Origin of the sequence: Haemophilus sp. SZY H68 (assembly GCF_018829685.1) — a bacterium.
In the GTDB taxonomy this organism is placed as follows: Bacteria; Pseudomonadota; Gammaproteobacteria; order Enterobacterales; family Pasteurellaceae; genus Haemophilus; species Haemophilus haemolyticus_K.
Map to the genome: position 1 here is coordinate 55835 of NZ_JAHKKB010000005.1, position 16738 is coordinate 72572.

Genomic DNA, 16738 nt, shown 5'->3' on the forward strand with positions numbered 1-16738 from the left:
ATTTTTTAGTTGTATTTATCTTTGACAGATAAGTTCCTTTCTTTTTAAGAATAATAAAAATGTCTCATCCTAATAATGTAACATGGAATGTTGCCTATCATTTATTAACCACATACATTGCATTTAGCATATCAAAGAAAATACATTCATTTCACTTATTAACAATCTTAACGAGTTCTAGGTTTAGGTTTTAATCTTTTTAAGATGGAATTTCAGAGTGGAAATTTAAACATTCTGTTATTTCTTATTTTCCTTAACAATATAAAGGTATTTATACGCTTTTCCCGAGCCTTTATTTTTTTCACTTATCTCACGCCTGAGAGCGTACATTTAAATTAATATAGGATTATCAATATGAATCATATCTATAAAGTTATTTGGAATACGATCACACAAACATGGGTTGCTGTTTCCGAACTTAGCCGCGCAAAAGGCAAAACAAAATCAAGTAAAACATTAAGTGCGGTAGTTTTAGCTGCAACTTCTGGAATCCTTATTTCTGGTCAGGCTCAATCTGCTAATGAAGTAGGGAGCGCTAAAGATAATAGTTCTGTTGTATTTGGTATCCAAAGCCATGCTTCTCACGATGCAGTCGCCGTTGGCGGAGAATCAAATGCAAGAGCTTATGAAGATGTAGCAATTGGTTATAAGGCAACTTCAGGAGCTGAGTTAAAAATTGAAAACGGCAAAGAGGTCACTCATTCGTCAAATCAATCTAGCGTCGCAGTAGGTACACACGCCCAAGCCACTCATGTTGCAACAACTGCAATTGGTGCACATGCACAAGCAATCCACAATTTTGCAACTGCCGTAGGTGCTGGAGCAATTGCTAATCACGAAAACGCATCTGCATTTGGTGAAGGAGCTAAAGCACAGGGAACGTATTCAACAGCGTTAGGAAAAGGAGCGTTAGCAACAGAGGATTATGCCGTAGCATTAGGTAAAGAAGCATCCTCAACAAATACTTATTCAACATCTATAGGTACAAAAGCGAACGCTACAGGTCAATCTTCATTAGCTATAGGTGGAGCTGCAATAGACTCTCTACCAATCAAAACCAATAAGGAAGGTAAGCAGTATTCTGACTTAGAAGATGGTGTTGGCGCAAAAGCCACAGGGCAAGATTCTGCTGCAATTGGAGCCAGCGCCAACGCTACAGCAAAGGCAGCGCTTGCTGTAGGTAAAATGGCAAATGCGTCTGCTAACTCTACTATTGCTGTTGGCGATCAAGCCCAAGCTTCTGGGGAAAAAGCAACCTCTATTGGTGCTGGCGCTATTGCAAAAAATGAGGGTACTATTGCGATAGGTAATGGAGCTAAAGTGGGTGCAACAAATGGAAATGTTGCGGCAAATAATGGCATCGCTATTGGTACAGAATCCGAGTCAAAAAATGAACAAGCTATTGCCGTTGGTAAAAAAGCAATTGCAGCAGGTAATAACTCTATTGCTTTGGGGAATGCTACTACGACAACTGGAGGTGAGGGGGTTGCCATTGGTAATACAGCAAGTGCATCTCACCACTCTGTAGCCTTCGGCTCCCAAGCTAAAGCTACGGCAGAAGGCGGATACTCCTCTGCATTTGGTAATGAATCAGAAGCTAATAAAGCGGACTCGTCAGCCCTAGGTAATACGGCAAAAGCCTTAGCAAAAAATGCAACATCGGTGGGGGCACACAGTAAAGTAACAGAAACAGCTGAAAACGGTTCTGCATTAGGTCGAAGTGCAAATGTTAGTGCAACAAATGGTACCGCACTAGGAAGCTCATCAAAGGTGGAAGCTGAAAACGGCACTGCTGTAGGTACTAGCGCAACTGTAAGCACAGCAGGCGGCGTAGCATTAGGTCAAGGTTCAAAATCTACTCGAGCTGCATTAGATGGTAAAAACATCACAATTACCTCACAAGGCAACATCGTATCATCAAATCATATTACTGATAAGGATAACAGCCCGGTGAGTGATGTTTATGCCCCAGTTAAATTAATCAATGACTCATCAATCTTAGAAAGAGTAAAAAATACTATTAAAGGTACTGCTGGTGCAGTCTCCCTAGGTAACGACAGCACTACTCGCCAACTCACCAATCTGGCACCAGGTAGTGCAGATTCTGATGCTGTCAACGTGGCGCAGTTAAAGGCTGTTGTGGGTGGTATCGTAAAATATAATGTAACCTCTCCAGATAAATCTATCACTATCGACTCAAAAGATGAAACCACAGATGGAGTTCGTAAAACAACCTTCAATGTAACCATGAACACAACTGCAGTCAAAGATGCAGCTGCATGGAAAATCAAGGCAAATAAAGAGACTGATAATCAAGCCACTAGCGTAAAAGGCGGGGATATAGTTACATTTAAAACCAAGGATGGTGGCAATAGTGGCGACACAATCAAAATAACTCGCAATGGGAAAGAATTAACCTTTGAAGCAAATTTTGCAACTATCCGCACACCGGGCACAGGCATGGTTAATGTTGACGATACAGTTAAAGACAACTGGCTTGCCAAAGCAAAAAATGTTGCTGAAGCCATCAATGCAAGCGGTTGGATTTTACAAGCAAACGGCAATAAAGTTGGTTTAATAAACCCTGGAAATAAAGTAAATATTGCTACAGATGCTAATAGTGGTATTACCATCACCCCGACAAATGAAAATGCCGATGGCGTATCTACCATCAAATTAAAAGCTAACGTAACAGGTCTTACCGCAGGGAACAATGTCACTATTTCAAGCAAAGATGGCAACTATACCATTAACGCAATAGACACCAACACGCAAGCAAGTGTATCGCCAAAAAGTGGTAGCCCTATTACGGTAACAAAAACAACCACCACTCCAAATTCTCCTGATTATGCAGTTGGATTGAATATTGATGATAAAACACTTGAAATCAAAGGTGGAAAATTAGCAGCTAGAACCCAAGCTCAAGCAATCGAATCTGTTGAGAAAAAAGATGTAGAGGACAATATTGCTGAAGTTGATGTTAAATCTGGAAGCACTAAAGGTGCCGCAAATGCCGTCTACACAGTGGCTGTAACAAAAAGTGCGGTAAAAGATGCTGCCGCATGGAATATTAAAGAAGGATCAGAAACGACTTCTACAGCTGTAAAAGGTGGCGATACCCTTACCCTAAGCGATACAAACACAATTGATGTTGTACACAATGGCAAAGATTTCACATTTAATGCCAAAACTGCAACTATACAAACAGAACAAAAACAAGCTATTACTAAAATTGATGTATCAAATGCAGGCATAACTACTAAAACAACTGGAGGTAACAATACCCCAACGGGACGTTTTGTTGTACCAACAGGAAATGATGCTGATAAACATGCCTTAGCTACTGCTTATGATGTGGCAGATAAAGTCAATCAAACAGGTTGGAATTTATACTCTAATGGACTGTCTCCGACTTTAATCAATCCCGGTGATTACGTCAACTTTAAGTCAGGTAAGGCTACTAAAGCAAATATTGTGACCGAAGCAAGTGAAGGGGCAACGATTAGCTATGATGTAAACGTAGATAACACCACAATAAAAATTGACTCTGATGGTAATAAGCTTGCTGCAAATACTGGGGACGTAGATTCGGTAACAAGCACAGAAGGTAATAGCAAAAAAGGACAAGTTGTAATTCATAAAAACCCACTAGAGCCGTCAAAAACTGATTCAGGTAAACTTGCTACTGTTGATACTGTAGTAAAAGCGGTTAATAACGCCAAATGGTTTACCATAGCAAAAGACTCAGATGACAAGGTTACAGGTGAAACTAAAACCAATGAATCTGAAGGTACTGCAATGGCAGCAGGTGAAACACTAGGTTTAAATGCAGGCAAAAACCTACGTTTAAAACGCGAAGCCAACACAAACAACTTTACTTTTGCTTTGGATAGCAATTTGAAAGACCTTGATAGCGTTCACACAAAAGAAATTAAGTTGGGTGAGAGCAATAACCCTATCAGCATTAAAAATGATGGCGACCGCATCACCTATACGACGAAAGGTGGAGATAACTCCGACGTAACGCACAAGGTAGCAAATCTAGAAGATGAGAAACACATCAAGCCAACAACAGATGGCAACGAATATACTGTTGATGCAAGCGGCAACATTACCATGACCTATGCGGACGGCAACAATAAAGATGTAACAAATACGAAAGCAGTAATCAAAGGTGTTGCTAAAAACGATTTATCCAATATTACTAATGATGGTAAAAAGGCTATTACTACTTTAGGCTCGGTAGTAAAAGCAGGTGACAATGTGTTAGTTGACGAGGATACTGATGCAGTAACAGGTAAAAAAACTTACACCGTGAACGCCGTAACACCTGTGGTTTATACCGATAAGAAAGGCAATCGTGTTTATAAATTTAAGAAAGATGGCGTAGAAAAATTCTATACCAAACCAAATGGCGAGGGTGAAGAAGTCACCAATAAGGATGAGATAATTGCATCATTCTACGACGCCAATAATAGCACCACTGCAGGAGCTATGATTGTGAACAATATTGGTTCGGCAATCAAAAATGCGACTGTTCCAGCGGGTAAGGATGCAAATAACTTCTTAAATAAATTAGAGGTTGCTGCATCAGATACAGGTACACAAAATGCTGCGGTAAATGTTTCTGACTTACACAATACGGCTGACGCATTGCGTAGTAATGAAATCCATATTGCCCCAACGACTGATAAGACCGAGGGTAAAGAGGCAACCCATTACAAATACAATGCTACAACGAAACAAGTTGAAATGACGTATGAAGATGGCAAAGGCAATAAAGTGGCGAACAAAAAAGCTGTGATTGATTTAAGCTCACTGGCTGATTCTGTTCATAATTACGGCTTCAAAGCGAATGCAACAGGTCATCTAGAGACGGGTTCCACCGCTGCTGAAACAGAGGTTGAAAACGGCAAAACCGTCAACTTTGATGCAGGTAAAAACTTAACAGTGACACAAACAGTTGATGGAACATCGAAAAATCACACTTATAGTTTTGCATTAAGTAATAACATAGACCTAACTAACGCAGGCTCTATAACAATGGGTAACACCAAAGTTGACAATGGCGGCATTACCATTAATGCGACCACCCCAGTAGCTGGTGAAACCCGAAAACCAGATGTCACCCTAACCAACACAGGTTTAAGCAATGGTGACAACCACATCACGAATGTGAAGGGTAATCTTCCTGATACGTACAATACAACTGAGGGTGATAAAACCATCACTAAAAAACAGGATGCACCGACATCTATAACCAAAACCAATGCAGCCACTGTGGGTGATGTGCTAAATGCAGGCTGGAACCTTCAAGGTAATGGTAGCGACATTGACTTTGTTAAACCTTATGACACTGTCAACTTTGCAAACGGCACAGGTACAACTGCAACTGTCACCAACATGGATGGCAAAACCACTACCGTGAAATATGATGTAGCTGTTGGCAAAGGCTTAGAAGTGGATGGCGACAATAAAGTTACCGTTAAAACCGATGGTGACACCATTACCGTTGGGGAGGATGGCAAACTCAAAGCAAGCCTTTCAACTGAAAAAGTGAAAGCCGCTACAGGCGACGACAACATTGCAACCGTTACACCAAAAGAAGGTGAAGCAAACACCGAGTTTGGTAAAAAAGGTGCAACCTATGAAGTCGCTGTTACAAAAAGTGCGGTGAAACAAGTTGCCAAAACAGCAGTGAAAGTCGCGGCGGGTGATAATGTGATTGTATCTTCAGCTGACAATCAAGCTGGCGATGAAACCACTTACACTGTAGAAGCGGTAACGCCTGTGGTTTATACTGACAAGCAAGGCAATCGTGTTTACAAAGTGAAAGATGGCAATGGCTATAAATTCACTAAAAATGCAGATGGCACAGGGGCGGTTGTAAACAAATCAGACGTGATTGCATCATTCTACGATGGTAACAGCAGCGCCACTGCAGGCACCATGATTGTGAATAATATTGGTTCAGCAATCAAAAACGTGACTGTTCCAGCGGATAAAGATGCAAATAACTTCTTAAATAAATTAGAGGTTGCCACATCATCTACTGGCACACCAAATGCTGCAGTGAATGTTTCTGACTTACACAATACGGCTGAAGCCTTACGCAGTAATGAAATCCACATTGCTCCAACAAAAGATGCTGAAGGTCAAAACTCGGCAACTCATTACACATACAACGCTGCAACGAAACAAGTTGAAATGACGTATGAAGATGGCAAAGGCAATAAAGTTGCGAACAAAAAAGCCGTGATTGATTTAAGTTCACTGGCTGATTCTGTTCATAATTACGGATTCAAGGCGAATGCAACAGGTAATCTAGAGGCGAGTTCAACCGCTGCTGAAACAGAGGTTGAAAACGGCAAAACTGTCAACTTTGATGCAGGCAAAAACTTAACAGTGAAACAAACAGTTGATGCAACATCAAAAAATCACACTTATAGTTTTGCGTTGAAAGATGATGTAGTGATTGGTGCTAAAGGTGAGAATGGTAAAGACGGCATTGATGGCTCTATCGGCGTAAACGGTAAAGATGGTTCTGCGGTTGCAATCAACGGTAAAGACGGTTCTATCGGCTTAAATGGTAAAGATGGTAAAAACGGTTTAACCATTAAAGGTCAAGATGGCAAAGTGGGCGTGGATGGCAAAGATGGTGAAACACGTCTAGTTTACGTTGAGAAAGCTGACCCAACTAAACCGGGAAGCACTGATAAAACTCACAAATTGGCAACGCTTGATGATGGTATGAAATATGGGGGCGATATTGGCGAGGTTGCCAATGTCAAACTTAATAAACAAGTGGATATAAAAGGTGGCGTTACGGATAAAACCAAGTTGTCTGACAACAATATTGGTGTAGTTTCAACACCTAATGCAACGACAGGTGGTACAGAATTAACCGTAAAACTGGCAAAAGAACTGAAAGGTTTAACTTCTGCCGAGTTTAACGATGGCAAGGATAAAACCAAAACGGAAATTACCCATAATGGTATAGCCATTACCCCTGTGAATCCAGAAAATGGCAAAACATCGGTTACTTTAACTGATAAAGGCTTAAACAACGGCGGCAACACAATAACCAATGTTGCAGAAGGTAAAAATGGTACTGATGCAGTAAATGTGAACCAATTGAATAAAGTAGAAGCTAAAATCAATGAGGGCGGATTAACTTTCGCAGGTAATAGTGGTACACCTCATAAAGCGAACTTAAACACAACTGTTAATATTAAAGGTGGTAAAGATAATACTGATGCTACACAATTTGACGATGGTAAAAATGTAATGACAACAGTAAATAAGAATACTGTTACTGTCGCCATTAAGAAAACACCTGAAGTTGAGGGCATCAACATCATTGATAAAGACGGTAAGGTAAAAGTTAAATTAACTCAAACAAATGAAGGTTTGAAAGTATCTGATGGTAACGATAAGGAAACACGTATTACCAATGTTGCAGAAGGTAAAAATGGTACTGATGCAGTAAACGTCAAACAATTAAATGCTGCGAAAACTGAAGTTACCGCAGGGGATAATATTGATGTGGTTTCACGTACAGGTGCTAATGGTCAAACTATCTATAAAGTGAGTGCAAAAGGTATTAATGATACTTCTGCAGCAGTTAAAGCTGGTTCTAATCACGTTGAAGTGACAAAAGCTGCTAATACGCATAAAGATGGTTCAACAACTGTTACTGACTATACCGTTGATCTTTCAAAGGAAACGAAAGAAGATATCAAGAAAGGTGTAGATGCGCATACAGAAGTCACCACGAAAGGTTTAACCTTTAATGCAGATCACGGCACTACTGGTGTGAAAAAACTAGGTAGCAAGGTGGCTGTTAATGGTGATGGTAAAAACATTACCACGACTGCAGATGAAAACGGTGTTAAAGTATCGATGAAAGATGATATTAAAGTAAACTCTGTCACTGCAAAAGAAGTGAAAGTAGGTGACGTTAATATCAACGAAAACGGTATCAACGCTGGTGGTAAACGTATTACCAATGTTGCACCAGGTAAAGATGGCACTGATGCTGTGAATGTAAACCAATTGAAATATGTTGCAGGTAATATCAGCAATCAAATCAATAATGTTGATAAAGGCTTACGTGCAGGTATTGCAGGTGCTTTAGCATCCGGTGGGTTATATCATGTTACGACAGCAGGTAAATCTATGGTGTCTGTCGGTGCAGGTACATATCGTGGACAAAATGCGTTGGCAGTAGGTTACTCTCGCTTATCAGATAATGGTAAAGTTGGGGTTAAATTCACAGTAAACAGCAATTCACAAGGCCACTCTGGCGCAAGTGCAAGTGTTGGCTACCAATGGTAATTAACTTGTAAGTAAAATAAAAACCCGGCGAAAGTCGGGTTTTTATTTAATTGAGATTATCGCCTTCCATAGAAGGAGATAGACGGATTTCTATGTTACAATTCAGACCTTAAATTAAAGGGGGAGTTATGTGGGATATGTCGTTATTATGGGTGATGGGGGTTGTTTCTATTGTCTTGATTTTACTGCTGATTCTGTTTCAGCAGAAATATGCTTTACTTCATAAAACACTTCATAAAACCACAGAAGACTATAATCAACTGGCATCAAAATTTGATGGGATAAATAGCCTTAAAAATCAATTAGAACAGCAAATTATTAAAGCTCAAACAGAAAGCCAAGGGTTACAAATTCGCTTGAATGAACGAGATGAAAAAATTTACTATCTTACCCAAGAATTAGATGAGGAGCAGGCTCGCCATTCCGCCATCGCGGAGCAAATTACCGCATTAAAAGAACGCTTCGGGATTGCTTCTGCGCAAGCAGAAAGTTTGAATGCCCAATTGCAACATAGCCAAAGCCAGTTATCTCGTAAAGAACAGGAACAACAACATTTAACCGAAAAATTGACCGCACTTTCTCAAGAGTTAACAGGATTAAAAACAACTTTAGCAGAAAAAGAAAAACATTTTTCCGCGCAACAACAGAACTTTGAACAATCTAAGCAGCAGTTGAGCGTGGAATTTCAAAATCTAGCCAATCGGATTTTGGATGAAAAAAGTCGCTCATTTAGTCAATCAAATCAAACAGCATTGGAAACGTTGCTCAAGCCTTTCCGTGAGCAAATTGAAGGTTTTCAAAAACGTGTCAATGAAATTCACTCCGAATCCGTGAAAGGTAATGCAGGCTTGGAAGCTGAAATTAAAAAAGTGCTGGAAATTGGCCTGAATATGTCGCAAGAGGCGAGTAATTTGACTTCTGCGCTGAAAGGCGAAAAGAAAACTTTAGGTAATTGGGGCGAAGTGCAATTAGAACGAGCGTTGCAACTGGCTGGGCTTGAAGAAAATGTGCATTACCGCGCGCAAGCACATTTTAAAGATGAACAAGGCGGGCGCAATTACCCTGATTTTGTGTTGAATTTACCTGATGAAAAACACTTAATTATCGACAGCAAAATGTCATTGGTGGCTTACGAAAGTGCGGTGAATTCTGAGGATGATTTTGAACGTGAGCGTTTATTAAAAGAACATATATCCGCATTGAAAAGCCATATTAATGATCTGCATAAAAAAGATTACAGTAATTTGATTGGCATGCGTAGCCCGAATTTTGTTCTTATGTTTATTGCGGTGGAACCCGCATATATTGAGGCTTTAAAATCTGATCCTGCTTTATTTAATTACGGTTATGAACGTAATGTCATTATGGTCTCTCACACCACCTTAATGCCGATTTTACGCACCGTAGCAAATTTGTGGCGCATCGAACGTGGTAATGCCGAGGCAAAAGAAATCGCTGAAAAAGCGGGTGAAATTTATAACCAAATTTGCTTGGTCGCAGAACGTTTAAGTAAGCTCGGCAATACGCTTTCCACTGTTAGCAATCAATACAACAGCACAGTAACCGCACTTGTTGGTCAACAAGGCTTGGTGGGCAAAGTAGAACGATTTAAAACCCTTTCCGCAAAAGCGAATAAAACGATGCCCGATGTGGAGTTATTGAATAATCAGATCGATTTGGCTAGGTTGGATACGTTGAACTAAGATAATTTCAAATAATTTATTCTCCGATTGAATGTGAATTTGGTCGGAGAATTTTTTATTTTATCTAAACAAAAAATTTTGTGATTAATATCTCAAATTTGAAATTTCTCAGTTGTTTTTCTGTTTTTGTTCTTTATATTTATCTTATCGAAACGTTTCGATATGACGGTCAGCAGTTTATGACTATGAAAAATATAGGAGTAAAGAATGCGTAAAAAAATTATTTTAGATTGTGATCCTGGACATGATGATGCGATAGCTATGTTACTCGCTTATGGCAATCCAGAGATTGAACTACTTGCAGTCACTACTGTAGTAGGTAATCAAACATTGGAGAAAGTATCACGAAATGCTTTGGCAATTGCTGAAATTGCTCAAATGAAAAATGTTCCTTTCGCTAAGGGTGCAGACAGACCTATTGTCAGGGAAATTGAGGTCGCACCTAGTATTCATGGTGAATCAGGGTTAGATGGTCCAAAATTACCTGAATCTAATCGAACTTTCAATGAAAAGCATGCTGTGGAATTAATCATTGATCTTATTATGTCTCACCCTGAGAAAACAATTACTCTTGTCCCAACAGGAGGGCTGACGAATATTGCTTTAGCGGCAAGATTAGAACCGAAAATTATTGAGAGAGTAAAAGAAGTTGTATTAATGGGAGGCGGGTATCATACTGGAAATTGGAGTGCCGTAGCTGAGTTTAATATAAAAATTGATCCCGAAGCAGCACATATTGTATTTAATGCTGGATGGAAAGTGACTATGGTTGGATTAGATTTAACACATCAAGCATTAGCCACCCCTGATGTTGTTGAGCGTATCGCAAAAATTGATACTAAGCCAGCCGAATTTGTTGTCGAATTACTTAAATTTTTTGGAAAAATGTATAAACAAGCTCAAGGCTTTAATTATCCTCCAGTTCATGATCCTTGTGCGGTGGCTTATGTTATTGATCCAACATTAATAGAAACAGTAAGTGTACCAGTTAATATTGAATTAACGGGAACGCACACATTAGGCATGACAGTTGCAGATTTCCGTTATCCACCTAAACCTTGCAATACGCAAGTTGCTACAAAGTTAGATAAAGAACGATTTTGGAATTTAATTATTGATGCAATCAAACGATTAAATTAGCAATAAAGTTTATCTTTCCTTTTACTTTCAATGAGGTCAAATTATGGACGCATTTATTAGTATTTTAGGGATTTTTGTATTATTAGGCATAGCCTATCTCCTTTCCAATAATAGAAAAGCTATTCGTGTAAGAACGGTATTTGGTGCATTAGCAATTCAAATCGCTATTGGTGCATTTATTTTGTATGTACCTATTGGCAGAGACGCCCTCTTGGGTATGTCTAATGCAGTAAGTAAAGTTATTGCTTACGCAAATGAGGGTATTTCATTTGTTTTTGGTGGATTGGCATCAGGTGAAAGTGTTGGTTTCATTTTTGCTATTAAGGTGCTTCCTGTCATAGTTTTTTTCTCTGCATTGATTTCCTTGCTTTATTATATAGGTGTAATGCAATGGGTCATCAAATTAATTGGAGGTGGATTGCAAAAAGTCTTGGGAACATCAAAAGCAGAGTCTATGTCTGCTGCAGCTAATATTTTTGTTGGACAAACAGAAGCGCCATTGGTTGTAAAACCCTATATTAGCAAAATGACGGAATCAGAGCTTTTTGCTATTATGTGTGGAGGACTAGCATCCATTTCAGGTTCTGTTTTAGCTGGATACGCTGGATTAGGTGTACCTTTAACCTACCTAATAGCAGCCTCTTTTATGGCTGCACCAGCGGGTTTATTATTCGCAAAAATATTATATCCACAAACTGAAAAATTTAACGACGAAATCGAAAATGTTGAATTAGATAAACCATCTAATGCGCTTGAAGCCATTGCTTCTGGTGCTGGTGCGGGAATGACTATGGCATTAAGTATTGGGGCTATGTTAGTTGCATTTATCGCTCTAATTGCACTTATTAACGGTATGTTAGGAGGCATTGGAGAATGGTTTAATCAACCAGAACTCTCTTTAGGTATAATTTTAGGTTGGATTTTTAAACCATTGGCATGGGTTATGGGAGTACCTTGGAGTGATGCTGAAGTAGCTGGTCATATGATAGGTATCAAATTAACCGTAAACGAATTTGTTGGTTATTCTGAATTTTCAACTTACCTAGGTATCAATCCACCAGTAGAACTTTCTGATAAAACAAAGGCTATCATTACTTTTGCTCTTTGTGGCTTTGCTAATTTTGGTTCTATAGCTGTATTAATTGGTGGGGTTGGTGGTATGGCTCCAAATCGTCGTGGAGATATTGCTCGGTTAGGAATTAAGGCTGTTATTGCTGGCTCTTTAGCTAATTTATTAAGCGCAACTATTGCAGGTTTTTTTATTGGCTTAAGTGGTGTCGCTTTAGCTTAAGTTTCAAAAGTGCGGTAAAAATAGCCGCACTTTAGGTTTATAATTGCTTGATATATGCCTACTTTTATAGTGGAGAATAATTATGAAAGGGAAGACTCTCACAATTCTCGGTAGTATCAATGCTGATCATGTTATTTCAGTGCCTTACTTTGCTAAACCCGGTGAAACACTAACAGGTCAAAATTATCAAATTTCCTATGGTGGCAAGGGGGCGAATCAAGCGGTGGCAGCTGCTCGCTTAGGGGCAAAGGTAGCGTTCATTAGTTGCATTGGATCAGATAGCATTGGCGAAACAATGAAAAATGTGTTTGTTAAGGAAGGGATTGATACAACCTATATTAATACCGTTCCACAGGAAATGACGGGAATGGCATTTATTCAAGTTGCCAAGTCTAGTGAGAACTGTATTGTACTGGCTAGCGGTGCAAATGCACATTTGGGGGAGATGGTTGTTCGTCAAAGTGAGGCGCAAATTGCACAATCGGATTGCTTATTAATGCAATTAGAAACCCCACTTTATGGTGTGGAGCTGGCTGCTCAAATCGCTAAGAAAAATGGTGTTCAGGTTGTGCTAAATCCTGCTCCAGCGCAGATTTTATCGGACGAATTATTGAGTTTGATTGATATTATTACACCAAATGAAACAGAAGCTGAAATCCTGACTGGGGTAGCAGTAACCGACGAGCAAAGTGCGGTGAAAGCTGCGAGTGTTTTTCACGATAAAGGCATTGAAACTGTGATGATTACCCTTGGTGCGAAAGGCGTGTTTGTCAGTCGAAAAGGTAAAAGCCGCATCATTAAGGGCTTTTGTGTGCAAGCAATAGATACTACCGCAGCTGGTGATACATTTAATGGCGGTTTTGTTACGGCTTTATTGGAAGAAAAATCCTTTGATGAAGCCATTCGTTTTGGGCAAGCTGCCGCTGCGATTAGTGTGACAAAAAAAGGGGCCCAATCCTCTATTCCAACGCGTCAGGAAACTTTAGATTTTCTTGAACACGCTTAAAGTGCAGTGAATTTTTGAGGTGTTTTTATGGCGACAATGAAAGATATTGCACGACTGGCGCAAGTTTCGACTTCCACAGTTTCGCATGTCATTAATGGATCGCGTTTTGTTAGCGATGAGATTCGTGAGAAAGTGATGCGTATTGTCGCTGAACTGAATTACACCCCCTCAGCTGTTGCACGAAGCCTTAAGGTGCGCGAAACCAAAACTATCGGGCTACTTGTCACCGCAACAAATAATCCATTCTTTGCGGAAGTGATGGCTGGCGTGGAGCAATATTGTCAGCAGCATCAATATAATCTTATTATTGCTACCACGGGTGGTGATGGCAAGCGTTTACAGCAAAATCTACAAACCTTAATACATAAACAAGTAGATGGTGTATTACTGATGTGTGGCGATAGTCGTTTTCAAGCGGATATGGAGCTTGAAGTATCTTTGCCTTTAGTTGTGATGGATTGGTGGTTTACTGAGTTAAATGCAGACAAAATTCTAGAGAACTCAGAATATGGCGGTTATCTTGCAACGAAATCTATGGTTGATGCTGGACACCAGAAAATTGGCATTATTACGGGTAATCTCAGAAAGTCAGTAGCTAAAAATCGTTTGCAGGGATATAAGAAAGCTTTGTCTGAAGCTAATATAGTTTTAAATCCTGATTGGATTGTAGAAAGTCATTTTGATTTTAAAGGAGGGATCGTTGGGGCGCAAAAACTGCTTTCGTTATCTGATAGACCGACCGCTATTTTTTGTTGTAGCGATACTATTGCCATTGGTGCCTATCAGGCAATTCAGAATCAAGGTTTACGTATTCCGCAAGATATTTCTATCATGGGATACGATGATATTGAATTAGCTCGTTATCTTTTTCCTTCTTTATCTACAATCAGTCAACCTAAAGCTGAATTAGGTAAGCTTGCTGTTGAGACTTTATTGCAACGTATACAAGAACCCAATGAAAATTACCGCACTTTAGTGTTAGAGCCGGCCTGTATTTTGAGAGAATCAGTTTCCTCCCCTTCAAATGTATAAATAAAATAACAATAACTCGATTTCTTTATTGCTATTTTCAAAAAAACTGCTATCTTCCTGCAGTTTTTTTATTTATTTAACCAACTATTTAATTTAGGAATAAAATCAGATGGAAGAAAATAAACCTGTTGATCTTTATGCGAAATATAACGAACAATCGAATATTATCGCGAAAATAATTTTTGGTAGTCGCTGGTTGCAAGTACCGATTTATTTGGGTTTGATTGTCACCCTTGCGATCTACTCTTATAAGTTCATTAAAGGCTTGTGGGCATTGGTGATTAATGTCAATGAGATGGATTCCAACACGATTATGTTGGGTGTGTTGAATTTGATTGATGTCGTGATGATAGCAAACTTGCTTGTGATGGTGACTATCGGTGGCTATGAAATTTTTGTATCCAAACTGCGTACGCGTAATCACCCCGATCAGCCTGAATGGATGAGCCATGTAAATGCGACGGTATTGAAGGTTAAACTTTCTATGTCTATTATCGGTATTTCATCTATCCATATGTTGCAAACCTTTGTGAACGCAAGTAATACACCAGAAAAAACGATGATGTGGCAATTATTGTTACATTTGGGCTTTTTGGTGTCGGCAATTGCTTTGGCTTATACGGATAAAATTTTGTATAGCACAAGCCATAAAACGCATTAAAAAATTTATCATGTGATAACATTATTCAAAATTCATCTGTTTAATTATAAAAATCTGCACCTGAATGGTTATTTAGTCCAACATTTAGGTGCAGATCAATCTGTAAACGGTTATTGGTATTCTGAACTTAAAAATCTTTTTCCACAGAAATAAACCATTCCCCACTTTTTCTTGAATAAAATTCTGGAATATTGCTATCAATTTTACGATAACGATAATTCAACTTCGGCACAAAACCTAACCATTGCAAACGGTTATTCCCAATCGACACATTCAAGCTATATTCTTTATCTTGGCGTTTTTTGGTTGGAAAATAAAAATTCTCCGCACGAAAATCTCGCTTCACATAACGTAAGCTAATATGGCTGACAAACTCTTTAAGTTTCCACACCGAACCGATATTTACCCCACGGCGAAGCGAAGATTCCGCTTTATCTTTGCTACGATCAACACTGCCTTCCACACCACTAAAAAGCAACCAATTCGGCTTGGCTTGATAACTTAACGTAAGTGAAACACCGTTCAGATAACCATTATGACGACGAGCGACAGAAGCATCGGCATAGCGTTTTTGTGTATGCGAAAACGATCCTGAAATTGCCCAGTAAGCGGTCAATTCTCGACGAAAATCTGCAACTGCCCCGTAATTTTTGCTATAACGTGGTGAACCGAGCCAGTTCTGTTCAAAAAATGGGGAAAACCCGACCGCTTGCAATGCCGAACGGTAACGATAGCCAAGCGAAGCATAAAGTGATTTTTCGCTGTAATCTTGGTTATCCCAATAATGCACGCCACTAAAGCGACCATTTGCTGTAACAAAATGATTACCGGATATGTTCAATTCTCGGTTTACGCCCACACCGTAGCGGAAGCCGTGTGCCTTTTGTGGTAAAGATTCCTCATCTTTTTTAAATCTCAATCCTCTCAATATAATATCTTGCTGAGAAGATGCGTTATTTACGTTATCGGTTTGGGTATATTGTAGCTCCATATCAGGCTGCCAGCTTTGCCGCTCCGCCATTGCCTGCATATAACGTTCGGTAAGCTGCTGCATTTGTGGTGAAAGTTCGGGTTTAGCATGTTCCAACTCTGCTTTCGCTTGGCGATATTGCTTGTTTTCAAACAACATCACACCCAAATCAAAACGCGGATAAGCCAACTCTGGCTTCTCGTCTAAAATCTGCTGATAAAGTGAAATTGCCTGTGCGTATTCTTTTTCTGCCCACAACATCGCTCCCATTGCGTAACGATAAAGCGTTTCATCATAATTCGCCTGCTGTTGATACAACGGCAGAATCTGCTTCAATAAATGCCATTGTTGCTTTACTACACCATAGTTAATCAACTTCTCGAGCTTGGTTTTGGTGCTGTCTGCATTAGAAAGAGCAAATGAAGATGTGGGTACACTCTCTGCTTTAGACTGTGTTTTTATTTGCGGCTCTGCCTGTTTTGGCAAAACGTTGTTCTCAAAGAATACAGGTTGAGGAGCGTGAAAGGTTTCCGCTTGTGTTGCAAGCGGTAGAATAATAATGAAATTTGCGAGTTTTTTCATAGTAAATTTATTCGTA

Annotated in this window: 8 protein-coding genes; 7 read left to right on the top strand and 1 reads right to left on the bottom strand. The window is 39.5% G+C overall.

Annotated features, from left to right (window positions below):
* The first annotated feature begins 354 nt into the window (after positions 1–354).
* From KP712_RS08215 to KP712_RS08245, 7 genes are all read left to right on the top strand, one after another.
* Positions 355–8337 (top strand): ESPR-type extended signal peptide-containing protein, encoded by a 7983-nt coding sequence (locus KP712_RS08215; RefSeq protein ID WP_215770810.1) that lies wholly within the window; start codon positions 355–357, stop codon positions 8335–8337.
* A 128-nt stretch (positions 8338–8465) separates the two neighbouring features.
* On the top strand, positions 8466–10040 hold the full coding sequence (rmuC, locus tag KP712_RS08220; protein ID WP_111408001.1) for a DNA recombination protein RmuC: 1575 nt from the start codon (positions 8466–8468) through the stop codon (positions 10038–10040).
* Between the two features lie 207 nt (positions 10041–10247).
* Complete coding sequence (locus tag KP712_RS08225; RefSeq protein WP_215770811.1) at positions 10248–11180, top strand: nucleoside hydrolase; 933 nt, start codon at positions 10248–10250, stop codon at positions 11178–11180.
* Between the two features lie 43 nt (positions 11181–11223).
* Positions 11224–12471 (top strand): NupC/NupG family nucleoside CNT transporter, encoded by a 1248-nt coding sequence (locus tag KP712_RS08230; protein ID WP_215770812.1) that lies wholly within the window; start codon positions 11224–11226, stop codon positions 12469–12471.
* A gap of 82 nt (positions 12472–12553) precedes the next feature.
* Entirely contained in the window at positions 12554–13477 is a 924-nt protein-coding gene (rbsK, locus tag KP712_RS08235; RefSeq protein WP_048953170.1) for a ribokinase, read from the top strand.
* A 27-nt stretch (positions 13478–13504) separates the two neighbouring features.
* Positions 13505–14509, top strand: a complete 1005-nt coding sequence (locus KP712_RS08240) for a substrate-binding domain-containing protein (protein WP_048953171.1) — start codon at positions 13505–13507, stop codon at positions 14507–14509.
* 109 nt (positions 14510–14618) lie between these two features.
* Positions 14619–15170 (top strand): TIGR00645 family protein, encoded by a 552-nt coding sequence (locus KP712_RS08245; protein WP_048953172.1) that lies wholly within the window; start codon positions 14619–14621, stop codon positions 15168–15170.
* A 127-nt stretch (positions 15171–15297) separates the two neighbouring features.
* Here the strand turns inward: KP712_RS08245 and KP712_RS08250 are convergent, their stop codons facing one another.
* Entirely contained in the window at positions 15298–16722 is a 1425-nt protein-coding gene (locus tag KP712_RS08250) for a surface lipoprotein assembly modifier (protein ID WP_048953173.1), read from the bottom strand.
* Between the last annotated feature and the right edge of the window lie 16 nt (positions 16723–16738).